19 protein-coding genes and 1 riboswitch are annotated in these 23838 nt (G+C 69.7%); of the genes, 10 read left to right on the top strand and 9 right to left on the bottom strand.

The genetic code is table 11. From position 1 onward, the window contains the following. The first annotated feature begins 24 nt into the window (after positions 1-24). Entirely contained in the window at positions 25-2058 is a 2034-nt protein-coding gene (locus ABT130_RS21135; protein ID WP_350957603.1) for a carbohydrate binding domain-containing protein, read from the top strand. Positions 2059-2148: 90 nt separating this feature from the next. Next, positions 2149-5133, top strand: a complete 2985-nt coding sequence (locus tag ABT130_RS21130; RefSeq protein WP_350957600.1) for a carbohydrate binding domain-containing protein — start codon at positions 2149-2151, stop codon at positions 5131-5133. A gap of 141 nt (positions 5134-5274) precedes the next feature. Here ABT130_RS21130 and ABT130_RS21125 read toward each other — a convergent pair whose 3' ends face one another. Further along, positions 5275-5847, bottom strand: a complete 573-nt coding sequence (locus tag ABT130_RS21125) for a putative glycolipid-binding domain-containing protein (RefSeq protein WP_350957598.1) — start codon at positions 5845-5847, stop codon at positions 5275-5277. Positions 5848-6011: 164 nt separating this feature from the next. Between ABT130_RS21125 and ABT130_RS21120 the strand changes: the two genes are divergently transcribed. After that, positions 6012-6887, top strand: a complete 876-nt coding sequence (locus ABT130_RS21120; RefSeq protein WP_350957596.1) for an AEC family transporter — start codon at positions 6012-6014, stop codon at positions 6885-6887. An 84-nt stretch (positions 6888-6971) separates the two neighbouring features. Here ABT130_RS21120 and ABT130_RS21115 read toward each other — a convergent pair whose 3' ends face one another. Continuing rightward, positions 6972-7871 (bottom strand): LysR family transcriptional regulator, encoded by a 900-nt coding sequence (locus ABT130_RS21115; RefSeq protein ID WP_350957658.1) that lies wholly within the window; start codon positions 7869-7871, stop codon positions 6972-6974. Positions 7872-7960: 89 nt separating this feature from the next. On the opposite strand from ABT130_RS21115, the gene ABT130_RS21110 reads away from it, so the two are divergent. Beyond that, positions 7961-9307, top strand: a complete 1347-nt coding sequence (locus ABT130_RS21110; protein ID WP_350957593.1) for an aspartate aminotransferase family protein — start codon at positions 7961-7963, stop codon at positions 9305-9307. Positions 9308-9343: 36 nt separating this feature from the next. Here the strand turns inward: ABT130_RS21110 and ABT130_RS21105 are convergent, their stop codons facing one another. From ABT130_RS21105 to ABT130_RS21095, 3 genes are all read right to left on the bottom strand, one after another. Next, positions 9344-10066: an MgtC/SapB family protein gene (locus ABT130_RS21105; RefSeq protein WP_451935246.1), complete on the bottom strand. Its 723-nt coding sequence runs from the start codon at positions 10064-10066 to the stop codon at positions 9344-9346. A gap of 84 nt (positions 10067-10150) precedes the next feature. After that, positions 10151-10420, bottom strand: coding sequence for a hypothetical protein (locus ABT130_RS21100; protein ID WP_350957590.1), 270 nt, complete (start codon positions 10418-10420; stop codon positions 10151-10153). Positions 10421-10515: 95 nt separating this feature from the next. Beyond that, positions 10516-11688, bottom strand: coding sequence for a sugar ABC transporter permease (locus ABT130_RS21095; RefSeq protein ID WP_350957587.1), 1173 nt, complete (start codon positions 11686-11688; stop codon positions 10516-10518). Between the two features lie 112 nt (positions 11689-11800). Here ABT130_RS21095 and ABT130_RS21090 point away from each other — a divergent pair, with 112 nt between their 5' ends. From ABT130_RS21090 to ABT130_RS21075, 4 genes are all read left to right on the top strand, one after another. Continuing rightward, positions 11801-12763, top strand: a complete 963-nt coding sequence (locus ABT130_RS21090; protein ID WP_350957584.1) for an alpha/beta hydrolase — start codon at positions 11801-11803, stop codon at positions 12761-12763. A 64-nt stretch (positions 12764-12827) separates the two neighbouring features. Beyond that, positions 12828-14996, top strand: coding sequence for an N-acetylneuraminate synthase family protein (locus ABT130_RS21085; RefSeq protein WP_350957581.1), 2169 nt, complete (start codon positions 12828-12830; stop codon positions 14994-14996). A gap of 269 nt (positions 14997-15265) precedes the next feature. Then, a complete protein-coding gene (locus tag ABT130_RS21080) occupies positions 15266-16195 on the top strand; it encodes a glycosyltransferase family 2 protein (protein ID WP_350957578.1) in 930 nt (309 codons plus the stop codon). After that, positions 16192-17520, top strand: coding sequence for an alpha-2,8-polysialyltransferase family protein (locus tag ABT130_RS21075; RefSeq protein WP_350957575.1), 1329 nt, complete (start codon positions 16192-16194; stop codon positions 17518-17520). The genes ABT130_RS21080 and ABT130_RS21075 overlap by 4 nt, the downstream gene beginning before the upstream one ends. A gap of 371 nt (positions 17521-17891) precedes the next feature. Here ABT130_RS21075 and ABT130_RS21070 read toward each other — a convergent pair whose 3' ends face one another. Then, positions 17892-19076, bottom strand: a complete 1185-nt coding sequence (locus ABT130_RS21070; protein WP_350957572.1) for a DUF6716 putative glycosyltransferase — start codon at positions 19074-19076, stop codon at positions 17892-17894. Between the two features lie 137 nt (positions 19077-19213). Beyond that, positions 19214-20254: a hypothetical protein gene (locus ABT130_RS21065; protein WP_350957570.1), complete on the bottom strand. Its 1041-nt coding sequence runs from the start codon at positions 20252-20254 to the stop codon at positions 19214-19216. A gap of 47 nt (positions 20255-20301) precedes the next feature. On the opposite strand from ABT130_RS21065, the gene ABT130_RS21060 reads away from it, so the two are divergent. Then, positions 20302-20502 (top strand): TetR family transcriptional regulator C-terminal domain-containing protein, encoded by a 201-nt coding sequence (locus ABT130_RS21060; protein ID WP_350957568.1) that lies wholly within the window; start codon positions 20302-20304, stop codon positions 20500-20502. A 493-nt stretch (positions 20503-20995) separates the two neighbouring features. Beyond that, positions 20996-21134, top strand: a riboswitch (cyclic di-AMP (ydaO/yuaA leader). Positions 21135-21152: 18 nt separating this feature from the next. After that, positions 21153-21863, top strand: coding sequence for a CHAP domain-containing protein (locus tag ABT130_RS21055; protein WP_350957565.1), 711 nt, complete (start codon positions 21153-21155; stop codon positions 21861-21863). Between the two features lie 19 nt (positions 21864-21882). Here the strand turns inward: ABT130_RS21055 and ABT130_RS21050 are convergent, their stop codons facing one another. Together ABT130_RS21050 and iscB are read right to left on the bottom strand one after the other, a co-directional pair. After that, positions 21883-22386, bottom strand: a complete 504-nt coding sequence (locus ABT130_RS21050; RefSeq protein ID WP_350957564.1) for a mycothiol transferase — start codon at positions 22384-22386, stop codon at positions 21883-21885. Beyond that, entirely contained in the window at positions 22328-23722 is a 1395-nt protein-coding gene (iscB, locus tag ABT130_RS21045) for an RNA-guided endonuclease IscB (RefSeq protein WP_350957562.1), read from the bottom strand. Before iscB ends, ABT130_RS21050 begins: the two co-directional genes overlap by 59 nt. Positions 23723-23838: the final 116 nt, after the last annotated feature.

Here is a 23838-nt window from a genome sequence, read left to right as displayed (position 1 = left end):
ATCGATCCTGGAGGCCCCCCACTCATGAAACCCTACAGACTCATCGTTGCCACGGCGTTAAGCGCGCTGGCAGGCGCCGCGGTCGTGGTGCCCGTCGCGCTGAGCACCCCCGCCCAGGCGGCACCGCCCACCCCCGGCCCGATCGTCAAGCTGTGGAACTGGAACTGGAACTCCGTCGCCAGGGAGTGCACCGACGTCCTCGGCCCGGCCGGATACTCCGCCGTGCAGGTCTCGCCGCCGAGTGACTCGATGTCCAAGGGCGGCTCGGTCTGGTGGGACATCTACCAGCCCGCCCGCTACACCCTCACCAGCAAGTTCGGTGACGAGAACGCGTTCAGGAACATGGTGAACGCCTGCCACGCGGCGGGCGTCAAGGTCCACGCCGACGCCGTCATCAACCACATGACCGGCCAGGGCAGCACCAGCTACGGCGGCTACAGCTTCGGCAAGTACAACTACCCGGGGCTCTACTCATCCGCCGACTTCCACTCCCCCACCTGCGGGATCAACGGCTCCGACTACAAAAACGACGGCTGGCGGGTGCAGAACTGCGAGCTGGTCGGTCTGTCCGACCTCAACACCGGCTCCGAGTACGTCCGCGACCAGATCGCCGGCTACCTCAACAAGCTGACCTCCCTGGGCGTGGACGGCTTCCGCATCGACGCCGCCAAGCACATCAACCCGGGCGACCTGGCCGCGATCAAGGGCAAGCTGACCGGCTCGCCCTACATCCACCAGGAGGTCATCCAGGGCGACAACGAGGCGATCACCCCGAGCCAGTACACCGGGATCGGCGACGTGCACGAGTTCGTGTACGGACGCAAACTCAAGGAGCAGTTCGCCGGGCAGATCAAGAACCTGCAGAGCTTCGGTCAGAGCTGGGGCCTGTCGGTGCCCAGCGACAAGGCCGTGGTCTTCATCGACAACCACGACACCGAGCGTAACGGCTCGACCATGAACTACAAGTACGGCGACGCCTACAAGCTGGCCAACGTCTTCATGCTGGCCTGGCCGTACGGCACCCAGCGCGTTTACTCCGGGTTCACCTGGGGCGACAGCGAGGGCGGCCCGCCGTCCGCCAACGGCGGCTTCGTCACCGACGTCAACTGCGGCAACGGCCAGTGGACCTGTTTCCACCGCCAGATGAGCGGGATGGTCGGCTTCAACCGCGCCGTCGCCGGCACCTCGGTCGGCAACTGGTACGACAACGGCAACAACGTGATCGCCTTCAGCCGCGGCAACAAGGGCTGGGTCGCGATCAACAACGAGAGCGGCAGCGTCACCCGTACCTTCTCCACCGGCCTGCCCGCCGGAACCTACTCCAACGACGTGGGCGGCGGCACGGTGACCGTCGACTCGAACGGCTCCGCCTCGGTGACCGTCCCCGGCAAGAGCGCGGTCGCCATCCACGTCGGCGGCGTCAGGCCGACCGACCCGCCGCCCGGTGACGCGACCGTCTACTACTCCACCACCTGGGCAGACGCCAACATCCACTACCAGCCCACCGGCGGCGCCTGGACCGCCGTCCCCGGCGTCGCCATGAACGAGACCGCCTGCGCCGGCTGGAAGAAGAAGACCGTCGCCCTCGGCACCGCCACCGGGCTCAAGGCCGCCTTCAACAACGGCTCCGGCACCTGGGACAACAACGGCGGTTCCGACTACACCATCGGCCGCGGGGTGAGCACGGTCAAGAACGGCGTCGTGACCGCCAACGCCACCTCCCCCTGCGGCCCCGAACCCAGCCCCACCCCGACGGTGAACCCCGGTAAGGTCGCCACCTCCTTCAACGCGAACGTGACGACCTCCTACGGCCAGAACGTCTTCGTGGTCGGCGACATCGCCGAACTGGGCAGCTGGAACCCCGCCAACGCGGTGGCGCTCTCATCGGCCGACTACCCGGTCTGGAAGGTCACGGCCAACCTGCCGGCCAACACCGCGGTCTCCTACAAGTACATCAAGAAGAACCCCGACGGCTCGGTGACGTGGGAGAGCGACCCCAACCGGTCCTTCACCACCCCGGCGAGCGGCACCGCGACGCGCAACGACAGCTGGCGCTGACCTCCTGGCCGGGCCTCGGCCCGGCTCACCATCCCGGGCGCCCACCGGCGCCCCGGACCATCCCCCCACCGCCTCACACAGAGGAACCCCATGCGCTCATCTCCCAAACGCGCCCTCAGACTGCTCACCGTCGCGGCCTTCGGCCTGACCTCCGCCGTCGTCCCGCTGTCCGCGGCCCTGGCCGCCAACAGCGTGACCGTCTACTACGCCACCGGCTGGACGACCGCCAACATCCACTACCAGCCCACCGGCGGCGCCTGGACCGCCGTCCCCGGCGTCGCCATGAACGAGACCGCCTGCGCCGGTTGGAAGAAGAAGACCGTCGACCTGGGCTCGGCCACCGGGCTCAAGGCCGCCTTCAACAACGGCTCCGGCACCTGGGACAACAACAACGGCGCCGACTACACCATCGGCACCGGGACCGTGAAGGTCTCCGGCGGCCAGGTGACGTCGGGTGACCCGTGCTCGGGAGGCGAACCACCGGGCAACCAGGCCGTCGTCTACTTCTACAAGAAGACCAAGGGCTGGACGACCGCCAACATCCACTACCAGCCCACCGGCGGCGCCTGGACCGCCGTCCCCGGCGTCCCCATGAACGAGACCGCCTGCACCGACTGGGCCAAGAAGACTGTCAGCCTGGGCTCGGCCACCGGGCTCAAGGCCGCCTTCAACAACGGCTCCGGCACCTGGGACAACAACAACGGCGCCGACTACACCATCGGCACCGGCGTCAGCACCGTCAAGAACGGCGTCGTGACCGGCAACGCCGCCGACCCATGCACCCCCGAGGTTCCGGACACCGAGAAGCCCAGCACGCCGACCGGTGTCACGGCGGCCGCGACCGGTGTCTCGATCGCACTGACCTGGAACGCCTCCACCGACAACGTCGGGGTGACCGGCTACAAGGTCACCCGCACCGGCGGCACCGGGGGAACCAAGGTCGTCGACGTGACGGCCACCGCGCACTCCGACACCGGCCTGGCGGAGAACACCCTCTATCGCTACACCGTCCAGGCCAGGGACGCCGCCGGCAACCTCTCCGGGGCGAGTGCGGAGGCCACCGCCACCACCGGGAAGAAGCCCGAGGCGCCCAAGGGCGGCACCCCGCTCGGCGGCGACCCGCGCGAGGACTCCATCTACTTCGTGATGACCGCCCGGTTCGCCGACGGCGACACCTCCAACAACCGGGGGGGCAGCCAGCACGTGAAGTCGGGCAACGCCGCGAACAACGACCCGATGTTCCGCGGTGACTTCAAGGGCCTGGTCGACAAGCTCGACTACATCAAGGGCCTCGGCTTCTCCGCCCTGTGGATCACCCCGGTCGTGCTCAACCGCTCCGACTACGACTTCCACGGCTACCACGGCTGGGACTTCTACCGGGTCGACCCCCGCCTGGAGTCCGAGGGCACGTCGTACCAGGATCTGATCAACGCCGCCCACGCCAAGGGCATCAAGATCTACCAGGACGTCGTCTACAACCACAGTTCCCGCTGGGGCGCCAAGGGCCTGTTCACCCCCACCGTGTGGGGCGCGCGCGACGATCAGTGGAAGTGGCTCTACAGCGAGAAGGTGGCGGGCCGGCAGTACGACCCGATGCAGGAGCATCAGGGGAACGCCCCGGACCTGACGGCCGCGCAGAACGCGATGGCCAAGGGCAGGCCGTACAACGGCGACCAGTGGTCCACCACCGAACCGGCCGGCAACACCTGCCGTAACTGGGGCACTCCCACCCAGTGGAGCAGCCCCGAGGGGTATCGCATCTACAACTGCCAGTGGCCGAACCCGACCTCCGGCATGTTCCCCGCGAACTACTACCACCAGTGCTGGATCGGCAACTGGGAGGGCGAGGACTCCCGTAGCTGCTGGCTCCACGACGACCTGGCCGACTTCAACACGGAGAGCAAGGTCGTCCAGGACTACCTGATCGACGTCTACAACAAGTACATCGACATGGGCGTGGACGGTTTCCGCGTCGACACCGCCGTGCACATCCCCAGGGTCACCTGGAACCGCCGGTTCCTGCCCGCGATCCGCGAGCACGCGACCGCGAGGTTCGGTGCGGAGAAGGCCAAGGACTTCTACGTCTTCGGCGAGGTCGCCTCGTTCGTGCACGACAAGTGGAACCGCGGCTCGGTGAACCACTCCGCCCAGTTCTTCACCTGGAAGGAGCGCAAGGAGTACAGCGCCGACGACGTCCGAGCGGCGATCGAGCAGTACGACTACGAGAACCTGATGGGCCCCGGCAACCAGCCCACCAGCACCAACGCCACGCTGAACGGCAACACCTACCACGCGCCCGACCACAGCAGGTTCTCCGGCATGAACGTCATCGACATGCGCATGCACATGAACTTCGGCGAGGCGTCCAACGCGTTCGGCAACGGCAAGGACTCCGACGACAGCTACAACGACGCCACCTACAACACCGTCTACGTCGACTCCCACGACTACGGCCCGAACAAGTCCTCGGTCCGCTACGACGGCGGCACCGACGCCTGGGCGGAGAACATGAGCCTGATGTGGACCTTCCGCGGCATCCCGACGCTCTACTACGGCTCGGAGATCGAGTTCCAGGCGGGCAAGCCGATCGACTGCGGGCCGACCTGCCCGCTGGCCACGACGGGGCGCGCCTATTTCGGTGACCACCTGGCGGGATCGGTCACCGCCTCGGGCTTCGGCACGGTGTCCAGTGCCTCGGGCACGGTGGCGCAGACCCTCGACAAGCCGCTGGTCAAGCACGTGCAGCGGCTCAACCAGATCCGCAGGGCCGTCCCGGCGCTGCAGAAGGGGCAGTACTCCACCGAGGGCGTCTCGGGTGGCATGGCCTACAAGCGTCGTTTCACGCAGGGGTCCGTGGACAGCTTCGTGCTGGTCTCGGTCTCCGGGAACGCCACCTTCACCGGCATCCCCAACGGCACCTACGTCGATGCCGTCACCGGTGACAGCAAGACCGTCACCGGCGGAACGCTCACCATCTCGCTGAGCGGCAAGGGCAACATGAGGGCCTACGTGCTCGCACTGCCCGGCAACCCGGCTCCCGGCAAGATCGGCGTCGCGGGGCCGTACCTGAGGTGACCGCGCCCGGTGGCACCGCCCGGATCGGCCTCCGAGCCGATCCGGGCGGTGTCGCGCCTTTCACCACGCGCGATGCCGCACTCCCCCGACGTAGGCCGGCTCCGGCTGCCCCCGCCGGGGTGTCGCGGCGGGCGCAGGCCGTCAGGAGCCGATCAGCTTCGCGAAGCCCGGGTAGTCGACCACGATCCCGTCGTCGTCGAAGACGAGGTCGGCGTGCAGGCCCCCGCTCTCGCAGCGCACCAGGTTGGGACCGAGGTGGGTGTAGCGCTGGGGATGGTGGCTCACGTGCAGGTGGGGCACCTGGACCGCGGCCGTGACGATGTCCACGTGCCCTTTGGAAGCGTTGAGGCCGTACCGCAGGACCGGCATGGTGTGCGTCAGCGGCGAGAGCTCCAGATCGCAGTCGAGCGCGTCGTTCAGGACGTTCATGTCCCCGCCGGGCAACGCCCCGTCCAGGCGCCCCTCCTCGTAGGTCTCACAGGACCAGGCTCCGTGGACGGAGCGGCGCAGATCGAGGGACCGGGACCAGCCCGCGCCGTGAGCCCGTACCGTCAGCAGCTCGGTGATGTATCCGGGCAGCACGCGCAGCGTGTATTCCAGCCGGTAGGGCACCGGATCCGTGCCGATCGCCACGCCGACCGCCATCATCTCCCCGGTGAGGTCGACCTCCGCGTATTCGGCTCCCTCGTCCTTCAGCCACACGAGCCCGCGCATCGCCGTCCCCCCGCCCGCTCCTTCCCGGCCCACGAGTGAGATGACCCGGCGGCACGGGAATACCCCTGGCCGGTGAGCGTGAACCTCCACACCATTCCAAGAACGTTAAACAAGACGCGTACCCTCTCGGCCCTCCGGCGCAAGGCCCGGCTACGGTATGCCGGGTGCAGGCGGTTATTGCGGCGTTCGTCCCGATATGGTGCATCGGTGCCCTCGGCTGGCTGGCCGCCCGTTCCGGGTCGGCGAGCGTTCAGGTCCGGCAGTCGCTGACGAGGTTCGCGTTCACCATCGCGATGCCCTCGGTGCTGTTCACCACGCTCAGCCGTACCCCGCTCAGCCAGATCCAGCCCGGCCCGCTGCTCGCCTTCGCGATCAGCACCTTCACCGTCGGCCTGCTGGCACTGGCGCTGTTCCGCGGCAAGCTGCCCGACCGGGTGACCGGCGCGATGGCGTCGTCCTACGTCAACGCCGGCAACCTCGGCATCCCCGTCGGCCTCTACGTCCTGCACGACGCGACGTTCGTGGTGTCGGTCCTGATGTTCCAGGTCCTGGTGGTCTCCCCGCTGCTCTTCCTCGGTCTCGGGGCCGGCGGCTCGTCCTTCCTCGCCCCGCTGCGGACGCCGATCGTGGCGGCCTCGATCCTCGGCCTGGGCGTGTCCGCCCTCGGCTGGCGGTTGCCCGACCTCGCGCTGCGGCCCCTGGAGATCCTCGGTGGCGCCGCGGTGCCCCTGGCGCTCTTCTCACTGGGCATGTCCCTGAACGGCTCGGCCGTCGCCTGGCGCGGAATCGGACCGGTGGTGGTGCTCAAACTGCTGCTCCAGCCGCTGGTCGCTCTCCTGGCCGGACGTTTCCTCCTCGATCTCGACGGTCCCGCGCTCTTCGCTGCGGTCCTGTTCGCGGGACTTCCGACCGCCCAGAATACGTACGTCTACGCCGCCGAGCACGGCCGTCCCACCGAACTGCCACGCGACGCCATCCTCGTCTCCAGCCTCCTGTCCCTGGTGACCCTGTCCGTCATCGCCCTGCTGGGAGCCGGGTGATCCGAGAGACCCGTCCGTCCGGTACGTTCGTTCGTCATCTGGGCGAGCGTGGTGACGAAGTGCCGTCAACAGCGCATGCGGGCACTATGAGGCGTGAACGGAGGCCCGCCGAAGTGCTCCGATCACGGTCGTGATCGCGGGCCGCCGCGCGCTGCCGGAGCGAACGGCAACCACGATCTTCCGATCGGAGAGACCGATGATCGGGCGAGCGACGACGCCGGCCCTGGGCTCGACCGCGAGCTCGGGGAGCACCGCGACGGACAGTCCTGCGGCGACGTGGGAGAGCAGCACACCGTAGCTGGAAAAGCGACCGGCGACGATCGGCTCGAATCCGGCGAGCCGGCAGTGACGAGGAACGAGCTCACCCAGGTACGTGCCCGAGTGGTCCAGCGCCCACCGCTCCGCGGCGAGATCGGCGAGCGAGACGACGTCGAGCTCCCCCACCGCATGAGCCGCGGGCGCGACAAGCAGGAGCGGGTCGGTCGCGAGCGGGATCACCGTGATGGTGGGGCTCAAGAGCGAGCCGTCGGCTTCGTCGACGGTGACCACGAGATCGCAGCGGCCCTGATGGAGCGCCGCCATGCTCTCGCGCGGCTCGATCTCGAGCAGCTCCAGCCTCAGCCGCGGATGCGTGCGCGCCACAGCCGTCACCGCTTTGATCAGGATCGGGGCGATCGAGCTGGCGAACCCGCCCACGCGTAATTGTCCCGCGGGTTCGGTTGTGACCTCGGCCAGCTCCGCCTCGATGGAATCCATGTGGTCGCGCAGCTCGCGCGCCCGTTCCACGAGCGTCGCACCGGTCGGCGTGAGGGTGAGGGTTCGACCGGCCCGTTCGAAGAGCTGCACTCCCGTCTCGGCCTCCAGCACTGTGAACTGCTGCGACACCGTCGAAGGGCTCAACATCAGTTCCGCCGCCACGGCGCGCACGGTTCCGACCCGCTCGAACACATCGAGAAGCCGAAGTCGCCACGGGTTCAGAGTCATGACACGCAGCCTACTGTTCGATGGAACCGAACAGAATGATGGAAATGCTGTGATGGACATGCACAGTCTGACGTCAGTACCGTCGAACCATGTCGTCCATCGCCTCCGAACCCCCACTCGCCTCCGATGCTGCGTTCTGGTCAGATGTTGACAAGCACGTCATCCGGTACGGCGCCCCGTTCGTTCCGGAGATAATCGCGCGCGCCGAGGGAAGTTTCGTCTACACCGAAAGGGGACGGAAAATCCTCGACTTCACGTCGGGGCAAATGAGTTCCATCCTCGGCCACTCGCACCCGGAGATCGTGGCGACAGTGCAGCGCCAGGTCGCCGGTCTCGACCACCTCTACAGCGGCATGCTCTCCAGGCCGGTCGTCGAGCTCTCGCGACGCCTGGCCGAGACGCTACCCGACCCTCTCAGCAAGACCTTGCTTCTGAGCACGGGCGCGGAGTCGAACGAGGCGGCGATCCGGATGGCGAAGCTTGTCACCGGAAAGCATGAGATCGTGTCGTTCGCGCGGTCCTGGCATGGCATGACCCAGGCCGCAGCCGGGGCGACCTACAGCGCAGGACGCAAGGGATACGGTCCGGCCGCCCCGGGCAACATCCCGATCCCGGTCCCCTACGAGTATCGGCCCGATTTCATCGACGCGGAGGGGCGACTTGACTGGCGGCGTCAGCTCGACGTCGCCTTCGGGCTCGTGGACGCGCAGTCCACGGGAAACCTCGCCGCCTGCATCATCGAACCGATCTTGAGCTCCGGGGGAGTCATCGAACCGCCGCTCGGCTACCTCGCGGCACTCAAGCGCAAGTGTGTGGAGCGCGGGATGCTCCTCATCCTCGACGAGGCTCAGACCGGGCTGTGCCGTACCGGCACCTGGTACGCCTTTCAGCGCGACGGTGTCGTTCCCGACATCCTGACCTTGTCGAAGACGCTCGGCGCCGGCCTGCCACTTGCCGCAGTCGTCACCTCGGCCGAGATCGAACAGGCCGCCGCCGAGCGGGGGTTCCTCTTCTTCACCACGCACGTCTCCGACCCCTTGGTCGCCGCCGTCGGCAACACCGTGCTCGACGTGCTCGAACGTGACGCGCTCGATGCGCGAGCGACCGAGTTGGGGGCGTTCCTGCGCGCCGGTCTGCTGTCCATCCAGCACCGGCACGCCATCATCGGCGACGTGCGTGGCCGTGGGCTCCTCCAGGGAGTCGAACTCGCGCCCGGCACCGGCGCCGAGGAGAGCTCGGACGAGCTCGGAGCGGCCATCACCCGCCGCTGCCTCGAACTCGGCCTCCACATGAACATCGTGCAGCTGCCGGGAATCGGCGGCACGTTCCGGATCGCCCCCACTCTCACCAGCACCGAAGACGAGATCACCCTCGGCCTGGAGATGCTCGACCAGGCGATCGCAGAGGTGACCGCACGAACGCACCTCGCTGCTTGACCGGGAAAGGAGAGAGCGCCACGGTGGCGACGGCCGTCAGACCGTGGGCGCGTTGGCGTCCTGGCTCACCACCGCGAGCACCCCGTCGATCTCGGAGAGCGCGGTGGTCAGCTCGGTTATCAGGCCGGTGCCGTGCACGGTGAGCCAGAGCGAGACGGTCTCCGGGACGTGGCGCTCGCCGCGCTGGTCGATGGAGAGCTCGTCCACGACGAATCCCCGGTGCGTGCATTCGGCCAGTACCAGCCGGAGCACGCCCCTCCTGTCGAGATAGGTCAGATGGAGCCGTGAGGGGGCGTACCTGGACCAGGGAAGCCGGTCGGCCAGCGGGGTGAGGACGAGTACCGTCATGAAATATCCCGCGGTCACGGCCGTCGCCAGCAGCCACAGCCCCGCCCCCGCCGCCATGCCCACCGCGGCGGTGAGCCAGATCGCCGCGGCGGTGGTGAGACCGCGGACCGCGTCGCCGCGGACGAATATCAGGCCGGCGCCGATGAAGCCGATGCCGGAGACGATCTGGGCGGCCACCCGGGACGGATCGAGGGTGACGTGCTCTCCCAGCACATCGGCGAAGCCGTATTTCGACACCAGCATGAACAGGGCGGCGGCGAAACCGACCAGGGCGTGGGTGCGCAGTCCCGCGCTCTTCTGGCGGATCTCCCGCTCCAGGCCGATCGCGGCCGAGAGCACGAAGGCCAGGGCCAGCTCGCCGATCTGCGTCCAGCCCTGTCCTGCCAGATCACCGAGAGGTGCCAGCGCCACCACCTCCAGGTCGGGCCGGCAGGCCCCCTCCCGGCCCCGGTCCGCCGGGAAGGGCCGGGCCGCCGCTCGGTGTCTCTTTCCTCGCTACGCCACCTCCGCGGCCTGCCCGGCTTCCCGCAAGAGGGGCGAGAACCGCTGTTCGGTCAGATAGTGACCGATCCCGACGATGAGCACGAGGGGCCATTCGACGACTCCGAGCGCGCCCAGCGCGCCCAGCACGCCGTAGAAGACCAGTCGGTCCGCCGGTGGCACGGTCAGCGTGCCGATCACCGGCAGGCTGATGTGCGGCCGCTCCGACCCACCCGCCTGGCCGCCCGCTCTGCCATCCAGTGCACTGGCGGTTCCCTTGACCATGACAGCCTCCGTGAATCACGACGTACTGTCGCAAGTCCCCGGCCTCACGTGGCCTGTAACGCCGTTTGATGAGAACTTTGCCCGTCCCCGGGTCCTCAACTCCGGGCCAGGCGCCAGATGTGGAAGGCCGGGCCGTCGGCGGGCAGCGTGACGGTGCCGTCGGCCTCGGGGGACGGTTCCGCGTCGCCGTACACGGGCAGGCACCGGGCGCCGAGCGGGAGCCGCACCGGCCGGTGGGCGGCGCGGGCGGCCAGGATCAGCAGGCGTTCGCCCGCGCGCTCCCGGACGTAGACCACGGCGTCCTCGGAGACGTGCAGCCAGCGCAGGCCTCCGTGGCGCAGGGCGGCCTCGCCCCGGCGCAACGCGATCAGGTCGCGGTAGACACCGAGGGTGCCCTGGTCCCACCTCTCCGGCCGGTCCCAGGGCATGGTCCGGCGGGAGTCCTCTCCCCACGCGCCCTCCAGGCCGATCTCGTCGCCCGCGGTGAGCCCGTGGACGATGTATCTCTGCAGGAACTGGAAGACGACGACGGTCGGGATCGCGGTGAGCAGCGTGCCCACCGCGAACATGCCGAAGTTGGCGTTGCGCTGGTCGGCCAGCAGGCTGAACAGCCCGACCGCGAGAGTGCGGGCGTCGTCGCCGGTGAGGAAGACGCTGGCGATGAGGAACTCGTTGATCGTCCCGATGAAGACGAGCAGCGCGCTGATCAACAGGATGGGCGCCGAGAGCGGCAGGATCACCTTGCGGAACGCCTGGGTGGGCGTGCAGCCGTCGATCAGCATGGCCTCGTCGAGCTCCCGGGGGATCGTGTCGAAGAAACCCTTGATCAGCCAGGTGTTCACGCCGACCTGGCCGCCGATGTAGAGCAGGACCACGCCCCAGATGCTGTTGAGCCCGAAGACGGGCCAGTTGTCACTGATCACGCTGAAGATGACGTACAGCGGGACGATGGCCAGGAACTGCGGGAACGCCTGGATCACCAACAGTGCCACCAGGCCCATACGGCGACCGGCGAAGCGGAAGCGGCTGAAGGCGTAGGCGGAGACCGCCGACACCGTCACCGACAGCACGGCGGTGAGCCCGGCGATCAGAACGGAGTTGAGGTACCAGGTCGGGAAGGCCGTGGTCTCGAAGAGGTCCGTGACGTTGGCGAGACCGGCGCCGCTCGGGAACAGGGTCGCCGAGCTGAGCGTGCCGAGCGGGTTGAGCGCCGAGGAGACCACGAACAGGATCGGGAAGAGGGCGAAGGCGGTGACGGTGATCGCCACCAGGTGCCGGAGGAGCTGTGCCCCCGTTCGTGGGGCACTTTGTCCGTCCCATCGGCCCTCAACGCGTCGAGTAGGCTTCACGCGATCGGCGGGAAGCGGGAGTATTGGCGGCGTGAACCGCACAGCTGTACGTCTGGGAGTGTTCCTGCTGGCCGCCGTGGCGGTCGTGGCGGTACTGATGGCACTGCTGCCACCGTCCTCGCCCGGCAGGCTTGACGGTGGCACCTCGCGAACCCCCGCCGTCGCGGTGAAGAAGCTGGGCGGCCGCGACCACGAGCTCACCGTGACCTCCACCGCGCTCGGCCGCGAGGGCATGGTCCGGGTCCTGCTGCCTGAGGGCTGGACGCCGGACTCGGGTCCGTGGCCGGTGCTGTACCTGCTGAACGGCTGCTGCCAGTCCGACTACGACACCTGGGTCACCAAGGGGGAGGCCGCGAGCCTCACCTCCGGCTACCGGGCGATCGTGGTCATCCCCGAGGGCGGCACCGTCGGCTTCTACTCCGACTGGCGCGACGGCCCCGGCTGGGAGACCTTCCACCTCACCGAGGTACGGCGGATCCTGGAGCGCGACTACGGCGCCGGGGACCGGCGGGCGGTGGCGGGATTGTCCATGGGCGGGTTCGGGGCCATGTCGTACGCGGCCCGCCATCCCGGCATGTTCCAGGCGGCCGCCTCCTTCTCCGGGGTGCTGCACACCCGCGACGGCAACGGCGGCGTCGACTGGCTGCTCAACCGGAACGGCGAGGACTCCGCGAAGCTCTGGGGCCCCCCGCGAGACCCCGAATGGGCTGCCCACAACCCGGCCGATCTCACCGGCGCGCTGCGCGGGGTACGGCTCTTCGTCTCCAGCGGCGACGGCTCCCCCGGCCCGCTGGACGGCACCTCCGAGCCGCGGGACGAGGGCGAGGCCGCCCTGTTCCGCCAGGCCGTGACCTTCGCCGAGCGGGCCAGGGCCAACGGCGTCGACGTGACCGTCGACTTCTACGGGCCCGGCACCCACAGCTGGCCCTACTGGAGCCGCGGCCTCGAACGCGCGCTCCCCATGCTCATGGACTCCATCGACGCCGCTCCCTGACGACCTGGGACACCTCCTCGAAAGGTGTCCCACCCGTGCATCGGGGCGCCGAAAGTTAAGGCTGATGACTCTGGGCGTTCAGCTCAGGCACCCCTCGCCGGTCACCCCCGTGACTAGCGTTCGTCAAACACCCCAGTTCAGGGGCGTTTGTCGCATGTCACGAGGAGCCACCTTGCGAGTCCTGGCCGTTGTCCCCGCCCGCGGAGGTTCGGTGGGCGTTCCCCTGAAGAACCTGGCCCCGGTGGGCGGCAGTCCCCTGGTCGCCCGCGCGGTACGGGCCTGTGTGCGGGCCAAGCTGGTCGACGAGGTCGTGGTCAGCACCGACCACGCCGGGATCGCCGAGGTGGCCCGCGCCGCGGGCGCGACCGTGATCGACCGGCCGGAAGAGCTGAGCGGCGGAACCGCCTCCAGCGAGTCCGCGGTGCTCCACGCGCTCGACCACACCCCCGACGTCCCCGACGTGGTCATCCTGGTGCAGTGCACCAGCGCGTTCATCGACCCCGCCGACCTGGACGACGCCATTGCCAAGGTCCTGGACGGCAGCGCCGACGTGGTGTTCTCCGGGCTGGAGACGCACGAGTTCCTGTGGAGCGTGAACGGCGCGGGCGTCAACCACGACCCCTCCCACCGGCCGCGCCGCCAGGACCGCGAACCGCAGTTCCGCGAGACCGGCGCCTTCTACGTGATGCGCGCCGAGGGTCTGCGCGAGTACGGCCACCGCTTCTTCGGCACCGTCGCCGTGCAGCGGGTCTCCCCGCACCACGCCGTCGAGGTGGACACCCCCGAGGATCTGGAGATCGTACGGGCGCTGGCACCGTTCGTGGACCGGCCCGAGCCGATCGATGTGGACGCGGTGATCACCGACTTCGACGGCGTGCACACCGACGACCGCGCCTACGTCGACCAGGACGGCCGCGAGATGGTCGCGGTCAGCCGCTCCGACGGCATGGGCATCTCACTGCTGCGCCGCTCCGGCGTCAAATTGATGATCATGTCCACCGAGCACAACCCGGTGGTCGCGGCCCGCGCCCGCAAGCTCGGCGTGCCCGTCCTGCAGGGCCTGACCGACAAGCGGACCGTGCTGCGCGACTGGCTGGCCATCGAGGGAATCGACCCGGCCCGCGTCGCCTACGTCGGCAACGACGTCAACGACCTGGGCCCGATGAGCGACGTCGGCTGGCCCGTCACCGTCCCCGACGCCCACCCGAAGGTCCGCGCCGCCGCCAGGACCGTGCTGACCAGGCCCGGCGGGGCCGGGGCCGTACGGGAGCTGTGCGACCGGGTCCTCGCGGCCCGCCCGGCGGACGAGAAGGTCACCGGAGGGACCGCGCCCCGCGCCGAGCTGAGGCTCGCCCCGGTCGCCAGGCCCGTCCAGATCGGCGACGCGCTGATCGGCGCCGGACAGCCGGTCTACGTGATCGGTGAGATCGGCATCAACCACAACGGCGACCTGGACATCGCGCGCCGGCTCATCGACGTGGCGGCCGAGGCGGGCTGTCAGGCCGTCAAGTTCCAGAAGCGCACGCCGGAGATCTGCGTGCCGCTGGAGCAGCGCGACCAGATCCGGCAGACGCCGTGGGGCGAGATGACCTACATGGAGTACAAGCTCAGGACCGAGTTCGGCCTGGAGGAGTACTCCCAGATCGCCGAGCACTGCCGGAAGCGGGGCCTGCACTGGTTCGCCTCGCCGTGGGACGTGCCGTCCGTTGAGTTCCTGGAGTCCATGGACGTGGTCACCCACAAGGTCGCCTCGGCGAGCGTGACCGACCTGGAACTGCTCCGCGCGCTCGCCGCGACCGGCAAGCCGATCATCCTGTCCACCGGCATGTCCACGCTGGAGGAGATCGACCAGGCGGTGGAGCTTCTCGGCACCTCCAAGCTGGTGCTGATGCACGCCACCTCCACCTACCCCCTCCCTCCCGAGGAGGCCAACCTCCGCACGATCACCACACTCCAGGAGCGGTACGGCGTGCCGGTCGGCTACTCGGGCCACGAGCGCGGCCTGCAGATCTCGCTCGCCGCGGTGACCCTGGGGGCGGTGACCGTGGAACGGCACATCACGCTCGACCGCACCATGTGGGGCTCCGACCACGCCGCCTCGCTGGAGCCCGCCGGGCTTGAGCACCTGGTCCGCGACATCCGCATCATCGAGACCGCCCTGGGCGACGGCGTCAAGCGGGTCTTCCCCGGCGAGCAGGCCCCCAAGTCCCGCCTCCGCCGCGTCACTGTGTAGATGGCGACGCTGGCGCGTCGCGGTGAGGCCGCTCTTATCCGGCTCCTTCCCTCGTCGCTCATCCGCTTCGCTCCTTCGCTCCTCAGTCCAGTCGTCGGCGCGGCCTCACGGGGAGTCCCTCGGAGACGGAGTACGGGGCACGTCCCCAGGGTGCTTCTTGGCCCAGTCACCGGCGCGGCCTCACGGGTAGTCCCGTCGGGGGGAAGGTGAGGGTGGTCGACGTGAGGGTTCTTGGTTGGGTCGTCTGAGTTCGGGACGGGAGGGCGAAGTTGATCAAGTTGTCGGTGGTGGTTCCGGTGCGGGACGCGGAGAGCTACGTCGGGGACGCCTTGGCGTCGCTGGTCAGGAACGCGCGGCGGGACTTCGAGTTCATCGTGGTGGACGACGGGTCGGTGGACGCGACCGGGCAGATCGTCGAGGACTTCTGCCGTGATCTGCCCGGTCTGGTGGTGGTCCGTAACGACGCGCCGGTCGGACTGGCCGACGCGCGTAACCTCGGGATCTCCCTCGCCTCCGGCCGCTACCTGACGTTCATGGACGGCGACGACTGGCTCGCGCCCGGATATCTCGGGGACCTGGTCGGCGCGATCGAGCGGCTGGACTGCGACTTCGTCCGGGTCGACCACGTACAGGCGGAGGGCCGCAAGCGGACGATCCACCGGGCGCCGCTCGCCACCCGCGAGGTGGTGCTGAAGCCGCGCGACCACATCCTGCCCGATCACGCCAGGACCATGGTGGACTACCCGTACGCCTGGGCGGGGATCTACCGCCGGGACCTCGGCGACCTGCTGACCTTCCCGGGGCACCTGCACACCGCCGAGGACAGGCCGTGGATCTGGCGGCTGCACCGCGACGCGGGTTCGTTCGCGGTGGTGTCACTGGCCGGGCTGTTCTACCGGCGGATGGTGGCGGGCTCGCTGACGCAGACCGGCGACGCCAGGCAACTGCACTTCTTCGACGCCTTCGACCTGGTCTTCGCGGACCTGGAGGAGGAGTTCATGCCCAAGGCGGTGCGCACCTTCCGCGCGTTGCTGGCCCACCACCTGGAGCTGGGCGAGCGCCTCTCCCCCGAGCTTCGAGCCCGTTTCGAGGAGCGCGGTGCCACGACACTGAGGCGGTTCCCCGCCGACCTGCTCGCCGGGACCGCCCTGGACCCCGAACGCGATCAGATCCTGCTCGACCTCCTGGAGCGCCGATGACGCAGCTGTTCTACGCCTCGACCCTGTTCGGTGCGATGACGCTGGCGGCGGCGATCGACGACGGCCGTTTCGGCCCCCGCCAGGGGCGCCGGATCCTGCTGGTCTCCAACAACGCGGCCATCCCGGAGATCACCCCGGCTCTGGACGAGACCCCGGGCTTCGCCACGCTGCGCCCGCGCTTCGACGAGATCCACTCGTGGAACGAGATCGTGGCCCCGCTGCATCCATCGGACTGGAAGGCACGCGTCGTCGAGGTGCCGATGCTGGGCCGCCTGCTCCGCTCGCACCTGTCCCTGGGAGCCGGGCCCGCCGAGCTGGTTCTGGAATCCGTCGCGGTCCCCCCTGCCAGGACGCTGGCCGGACTGGTCAGGGACTGCCCGATCTCGGTCTACTCCGACGGCCTGATGAGCTACGGCCCGACCCGCGACCCGCTGCCGCAGGAGATCTACGGGCGGATCACCCGCCTGCTCCACCTCGATCTGGTGCCCGGTCTTCGGCCGCTGCTGCTCTCCGAGTACGGGGTGCCCGCCGAACCCCTCCCCGACCGGGCCTTCCTCGACGTGGTCGGCCACCGGGCCGATGACCCGCCCTCGGGCCGGGCGATGATCCTCGGCCAGTACCTGTCCGCCCTCGGCATCGTCACCTCCGAGGAGGAGGCGGAGCTCCACGCCGACATGCTGCGCGGCCTCGTCGCCCGGGGGTTTTCGCGCGTGCTGTTCAAACCGCACCCGGCCGCCGGGCGGCGGCACGCCCAGCGGCTGCGCGAGACGGCCGCCGAGCTGGGCGTCGAGCTGGACGTGGTGGCGGAGACCGTCCCGGCGGAGTCGTGCTTCGCCACCCTCGGGCCCGAGCTCGTGGTCGGCTGCTTCTCCACCGCTCTGATCACCGCCGGGCGGTACTTCGGGCTCCCGGTGGCGACGGTGGGCGGCAAGCTGATCCTGGAGCGGCTCTCCCCGTACGAGAACAGCAACCGGATCCCGGCGACCATCACCGACGCCCTGCTGCCCCGCCTGTCGACGGACGGTTCGCTGTGGGAGCCCCCGCCGGTGGACGTCTCCGCCCTGGTGGGCGCGGTCGGCTACTGCATGCGGAGCGAGGCGTATCCGGGGCTGCGCGAGCAGGCCGCGGCCTATCTCCAGGCCTGCGGCCCCGACCGCTACTTCAAGCACCGGCGGCTCGCCGCCCTGGACCTGATCGCCACCTCAGCCACCACCGCATCGGCCGGCGCATCGGCCACCGCTCCGGCCGGCGCCCCGGTCGCCGCCCCCCAGGAGCGGAGCCCGCTGGGCAGGCTCCGCAGCCGCCTGTCGAGAACCTTTCCCTGAGCCGGACGGCCACAGCGGCACGGCACGGGCGGGAAACGGCGGATCGCCCCGCGTCCCCGTGCCGCGCCGTCTCCTCCGGTCCGGAGGCGGGGCGCGAGTGCCGGCCCGGCGCCCTGAGTTGACGCGCTCTTCGGCATGAGTACCGCGTGTGCGGCACCTCTGCGGCTTCCTGCCTCGTCGACCCGCGCCACCGGGGTGGCCTTATCGGGTCTCCACAGGCTTGCGAACCCTTCCGGCTCCGTTCCCGCTCATCCAGCGGTATCTGACGCGGTCACGCCGGCATGCGCTGATTCGCCGTTAACGGCGAATCAGCGTTCCCTGCCCCATCACGACGGAACGGTTATCAACCCTCCGGCCTGAGGGGCAAAGCACTACGGACGACTCAGGTAGCGGCGCATCCGGCGCTTGGCGCGGTAGCCGATGCGCAGCACGTTCGGCGGGACCTCCACGCGCATCCGGGCGCGACGGCGGGCGGCGGCGTACTCGGGGCCGTCGAGCAGGGACTTGGCGGGAACGAGGCGTCCCGAGCGTGCCTGCCCGACCAGGGAGACCATCCGCGAGACCCAGTCGCTCTCGTCACCGGGATGGAAGTAGTTGTCCCTGCACCAGCCGCCGTCCGGGTCCAGGAAGCGCCCCGCGGAAAGATCGTCGAGGGTGCCGAGCAGGCCGCTGTCCTCGAAGACCAGGTTGATCATCTCGGCGCCCACCCCGAAGTCCGACAGCACCAGCAGGGGCACCTTCTGGGCGATCGCCTCCAGCGCGGCGGTCGAGCTGACGGTGACGAACCCGGCCGCGTGGGCCAGGTGCTCGTGCATGGGCCCCACCGCGAAGCGCACGGCCCCGGCGCGCACCCTGCCCTCCTCCACGAGCGACTGCCACAGGCGCTGGTAGTGGTGGCGCTCATTGTGGGTCTGCCGCTCGCCGTCCAGAGCACGGAGCTTGACGACGACGTCCAGATCCGGCCGCCGCCCGGCCAGTTCGGCCAGGGCCAGCAGGATGCTCTCGCGCTCCTGTCTCCGCTTGGGCACCTTGGCCTGGGTGGCGAACACCACCCGGTCCCGCGGCCCGATGCGGGCGACCTCCTCCTGGCCTCGCAGAAACGGCAGCCGGGCCAGCCCCACCTGGCCGCCCCCGCCCAGCTCGCGGCCCATCGCCGAGAACTCCTCGACCTCCCGCCCGCTGTGCAGCACGAACAGCTCGCATCCGCTGCGGAACAGCCAGGCCTTCTCGGTGGCGGGGACGGAGATGCCGGGCAGGCCCGAGACGAACACCGGCCGTGGCCGCAACCCGGCCAGCACCTCGCCGACCAGCACGTCCACCACGGGCCCCGTGCAGGCGGCGAGCACCACATCGGGCCCGAGCCGCTCGGCGGCCCGGCGCAGCGCGCGGGCCGAGAGCACCGGCGGATCCGCCGCCGAGCCCGCGACCGCGGCACTGATCTGCGCCGGGGACGGGGTGATGGGGGTGCGGATGACCGCCAGTTCCCTCGTGCATCCCGAGGGCAGGTCCCGCAGCAGGCAGGCCGCCCACTTCAGGTAGGAGTCAGAGTCGGCCACGGCCAGGACCTTCAACGAGAACCTCCAACGGGGATCCCCCGCTTCATATCCGATTTCACATGGGCGGACCCGGCGCGGCTCGCATCCCGGGGCGGCACGCCACCGGCCTCCGGCCGCGGGGTCACGAGGTCACGAGGTCATGCCCCGGTGGCTCCCGTGTCGTGATGGGCGAACATCGACAGGTGGGAGCGGAGCGAGGGGGCCGCCTCCACCGTCCACCACTCGTCCGGGACGTCCACCGTCTCGACCGGGACGCCCCTGGCCGAGAGCAGGACCCGCAGGGAGGTGACCGCGGTGGACGGCAGGCTCAGTACCCGCTGCCCGGCGGCCAGCCCGCGCAGGGTCATCTCGGCGGGGATCCCACCGCCGTAGACGGTGATCCCGGGCTGCTCCCCGACCTTGGCGAGATCGTGGGGGTCCTCCCTGCGGTGCGGGAAGTAGGCCACCGGCCCGGCCGAGCCGAGAGCGGCCAGCCAGCCGAGGTAGTGGTCGCGGTGGATCAGGCCGTTGCGGACCAGCGAGGTGCCGAGGACGACCGTGAGCTCCTTGGGACGGGGCACGCGCAGCGGCTGCGACCGCAGCCAGGCGAAGTCGTGGGTGATCAGCTCGGCCCCTCTCGCCCGTACGGCCTTCGCCAGGTCCGCGGGAACGGGCAGCGCCGTGAAGATCGACAGCCGCCCCGAGCGGGCCGCGGCGCGCAACCTGAGTCCGGCCGCCGCGCCGAGGGCGGTTCTGAGCCGTCCCGCCTTCCCCCGGGCCCTCAGCAGGGGCGTACCCGCGTGGCCGACGAGCAACTCCAGGAGCCTGATGGTGGCCAGCCCGTCGTCGACGATCACGATACGGCCGGGGCGCCCGGTGAGCCAGCGGAACTGGACCTTGCCGGAGAAGGCGTCGCCCACCGCCCAGGTCACGCCCCGGCGCGGCCTGGGCATGTCCGGCCGAGCGGCGGTGAGCTCCAGGCCCGGCGGCAGGGTGAGGCGCCCGAGCTCGCGCCCGGTGACAGCCAGGGGGCGGAGCCTCGCCCTGGGCACGAGGTGGCTGCGGGCACCGAGCAGCCCCGCGTGGTGGGCCTCCACGACGCAGAGCATCTGCAGCGGGGATTCCACCCAGGCGATGGCCGAACCCTGATCCCGCGCGTGGTCTCGACCGTCCTCCACGCCGGGTGATGACCCGTTCACGACTGACCCAAGCTAACCCGGTGGCCTTAAGCGCCGGGGAACCACGGATGAACAGCCGCCCACGCGTGCTTGCGCGCGGTCTTTTCGATCGCAAGGCCACGATCTACCGTCGCTGGGCGGGCAAGGAGGCACTGGTGTGGTACCGGCTGCTCTTCACCGGTAAGCCACTGGATCGGGAGTTCGTCGAGGACACGGTCGACCGGTTCCTGCTCCCGCTGTTCCGCTCCTGGTCCGGCCAAGAGAGCTGAGGCCCGCCCTGCCGCCGGAGGGCCCCGGGGCCGCCGAATCTTGTTCGGGCCTTCCGGGGGAGCAGGACGCATCCGCTCCACACTTTTTACCATCGAATATTTGTTGCAAAGAGTTAAGGCCTGACACCCTTACCGGCGAGCCTCCCGATCACGCCATACCACCCCGGGTCAGGCGATCCACCGGCGGGTACCACACGGCTGGATCGCCGAGGAAACAGGGGATCCCGCCCGCGACGGGGCCGCGCCCCCGCCCGCCGCGACCGGCCGGAGGACGGGTGCGACCCGCCTCCTTCCCAGGCCAAGCGACCCCCCGTCGTACCCCCGCGACTTGGACGTATCACCAAGTCAGGGCAATGTGTCCTACTTGTAATCGTCTGTCCGAGTGACGTACGTTCGTCCTGTTCATGGCAAATGTCTGGGTCTGTATAGATCTAAGCATTGCCGTCACATTGCCCGACCGTGTTCCACCTGGGCGGAACCCCTCCGCCCGCGGTGAGCACGGCCGCCGAATCCGCGAAGTCTGCGGAACCGGGGAACCACGTTCCTGGGGTGAATCAGCGCGTTCTCGCGCCGTAGGGCACTTCCCAGCCCGAACCCGTCAGCTAACCCGGTAGGCGGCATGGAAGCGAAGCAAGGAGTCGAACCCCGGTATGACCAAGCACCGCCTCACCCCCACCTTCAGCGCCCCCCGCGTGGCGAGCGCCCTCCTGGGCGCCTGCGTCGTCCTGGCGACCGGCTCCGTGGGCTCCGCAGCCCTGGCCGACAGCCACACCGCTCTGAACCCGCCCGCCGAGACGAAGGTCTCCGAGGTCTCGCAGCACAGGCCCGCGAGAACCCCGCTCGAGATCGCGGCCGAGAGGCTGCCCAAGGTCTCCGCCGCGCAGGTCCTGGACCTCGCCTCCAAGCAGATCGGCGTCCGTGAGAACTCCCAGGGCGGCGGGACCAAGTTCCACTCGTGGTACATGTCCTCCCCACGCGCCAAGGAGACCGTCGCCCGTGACGGCGGCAGCATCCAGGGCTACGCCAACGCCCCCTGGTGCGCGATGTTCGTCTCCTGGGTCGGTGAGATGGCCGGCATCCGGCCCACGATGGGCTGGGACGCCTACACCGTCACCCACGCCAAGTGGTTCAAGAACAACCATCACTGGGGCACCACCCCCACTCCCGGCGCCGTCGTCTACTTCGACTGGGCCGGCGGCAAGAGCCTCGACGGCATCGACCACGTCGGCTTCGTGAAGAAGGACAACGGAGACGGCACGATCACCACGATCGAGGGCAACACCGGCAACGGCAACGTCGAGCAGCGCATCCGGCCCGTCTCCCAGGTCGTCGGCTACGGCTACCCCGTCTACGCCGACTGATCCACACCCGCCGCCCGCGTCATCCCCCATGGGGCGGGCACCCGACCCCCCGCCGGTGAACGCGGGCCGATCCGCACTCGCCCAGGGGCGCCGCTCGCTCGAGCGGCGCCCCTGACGGCGTTCCCCCGGCCGCCTTCGCGACTCCTTCGCATCGATCGTCCCGCCGTCGTGCCCCTTTCGCGGTGACGTCCAGCGGCCCGGTGGCATCCACGATGCCGCGAGAGTGTGCGCACTCCTCATCCCAGGCCCTGAACGCCTCATCGACACCGGCTCCATCGACGTCGGATTCGGGGTGCTCGCCGGATTCCGGGGTCCGCCAGAGGTTCCGGCGGTTCTCTCCGTTCAGCACGTTCCGGAACCGGCTTCGCTCGACCACGACCATGTGCCGGACCAGCCCGAGCAGGGACGGCTCCGAGGGGGGTACGGTCTTTTCTCCGAGCTGCTCGGCGGTCAGGCCCGCGATTTCATCGGTTACCTCCAGCGTGGAGACCCCCGCCTTCAGACGGGGGAGGAAACGCGGCACGGTGCCGCGTTTCTGAATGGGTTGCGTAGCCGTAGCCGTCCGCTCTCTGGAGCATGCGAACGTGGCGGTGGCCGATGCCCTGCACGGTGCCGTGCCGGGTGGTGATGTTGAAGCTTCCGGTGGTGCGGACGGCGACCCGGCCGGTGTGAACCCCGGCCTTCTTGCCTGCCGGGACGTTTGCCCGGACCAGGTCGCCGGTTTGGAAGCCGTGGTGCAGTTTGCTCCGTGGCCGGGCAAGACGGGGGAACCCGTATCGGTCGGGGACGGTGCGGGCGTAGGTGCCGCGACCGGTCGCCGTGACCACCAGGACCGTGGACGGCCAGGCAGTCACGCTCTCCAGTTCGCCGACGTGCAACGCGTCCAACGTGTGGGACTTCGGGGCGCCGGTGCGGGAGCGGTTCCATTTGGTGCGCCCGCCGGAGGCGCCTGCCACGGGCAGGCCGGTGGCCTCCAGCGCCTGCCACAGGGCCCAGCGGGTGGTGTTGACGGCGGCGGCGTCATGCAGTGGTGCTTTTGCCTGCTTGAGGATCTTCGCCAGGAGTGCGGGCTTGTCATTGAGGAACTCCTGCACGGGGGTGGCGTTCTTGGTCTGGTTGCAGCCGATGCAGGCCAGGGTCAGGTTGCTGACGCGCTCAGAGCCGCCCCGGCTGCGGGAGTGGATGTGGTCGAGGTTGAGCGGTACACCGCTCGCGCCACAGTAGGCGCAGGTGCGCCCCCACTTGGCCAGCAGGTATTCGCGGACCTCGTACCCGGCGAGGGTGCCCCGCTGGTAATCCACTCCTTCGAGCGGCCGCCCGGCCGACAGGGCGTGGGTGTCGAAGGAGACCTTCTCCACGTGCACAGCGGTCACGGGCGCCCACCGGGTCAGCCGCGCCACCCACGACATGGTGGTCTCGACGCGGTGACGCAGGGACGGCGCGAGCCACCCCTGCGGTTTGGTGCGGTTGAGGAACCGGGGGGAGCGGTAGCGCAGGTTCCGCGACCATCTGCCGCGCCGGCACGCGGCTCGCGAGGTGAGCCTGTCGCGGATCAGTGCGCCCCGGTGGTCGAGCCGGATCGCATACCGTCCGGCCCGGCTCCCGTCGTGGCCGGTGAACACGGCCAGGCCGGTGTGCCTGGAGCCGGGGTCGATACCGACCTGCACGCCCGCCACGGTGGAATCGGCAACCGACCGGTCCTTGAGGCGGATGACGAACGGGGTGTGACGGTGAACCACCGCCCGCCCGGCCGCCAGCAGGCGACGGGCACGGGCGGGATGGCAGGGGTCGAGCGGGTGGCCGTGCCTGTCCAGAACGAACACGACCGGGTGAACCTCACGGTTCGCTCCCTCGGACACCGAAGCGTCCTCGGGGTGACGCCGAACGGACCGGGTGCCGGTCCGCTCGATCTCCCCTCGCCCAGGTCGAACACCAGGTACCGCCGCGAGGCGGTGTCCGTGAGCCGTTTCTTGCC

The organism is Streptosporangium sp. NPDC001681, assembly GCF_040298085.1.
Lineage (GTDB): Bacteria > Actinomycetota > Actinomycetes > Streptosporangiales > Streptosporangiaceae > Streptosporangium.
Note: the sequence above shows the minus strand (reverse complement) of the source record. Positions and strands in the feature narration are given on the sequence as shown.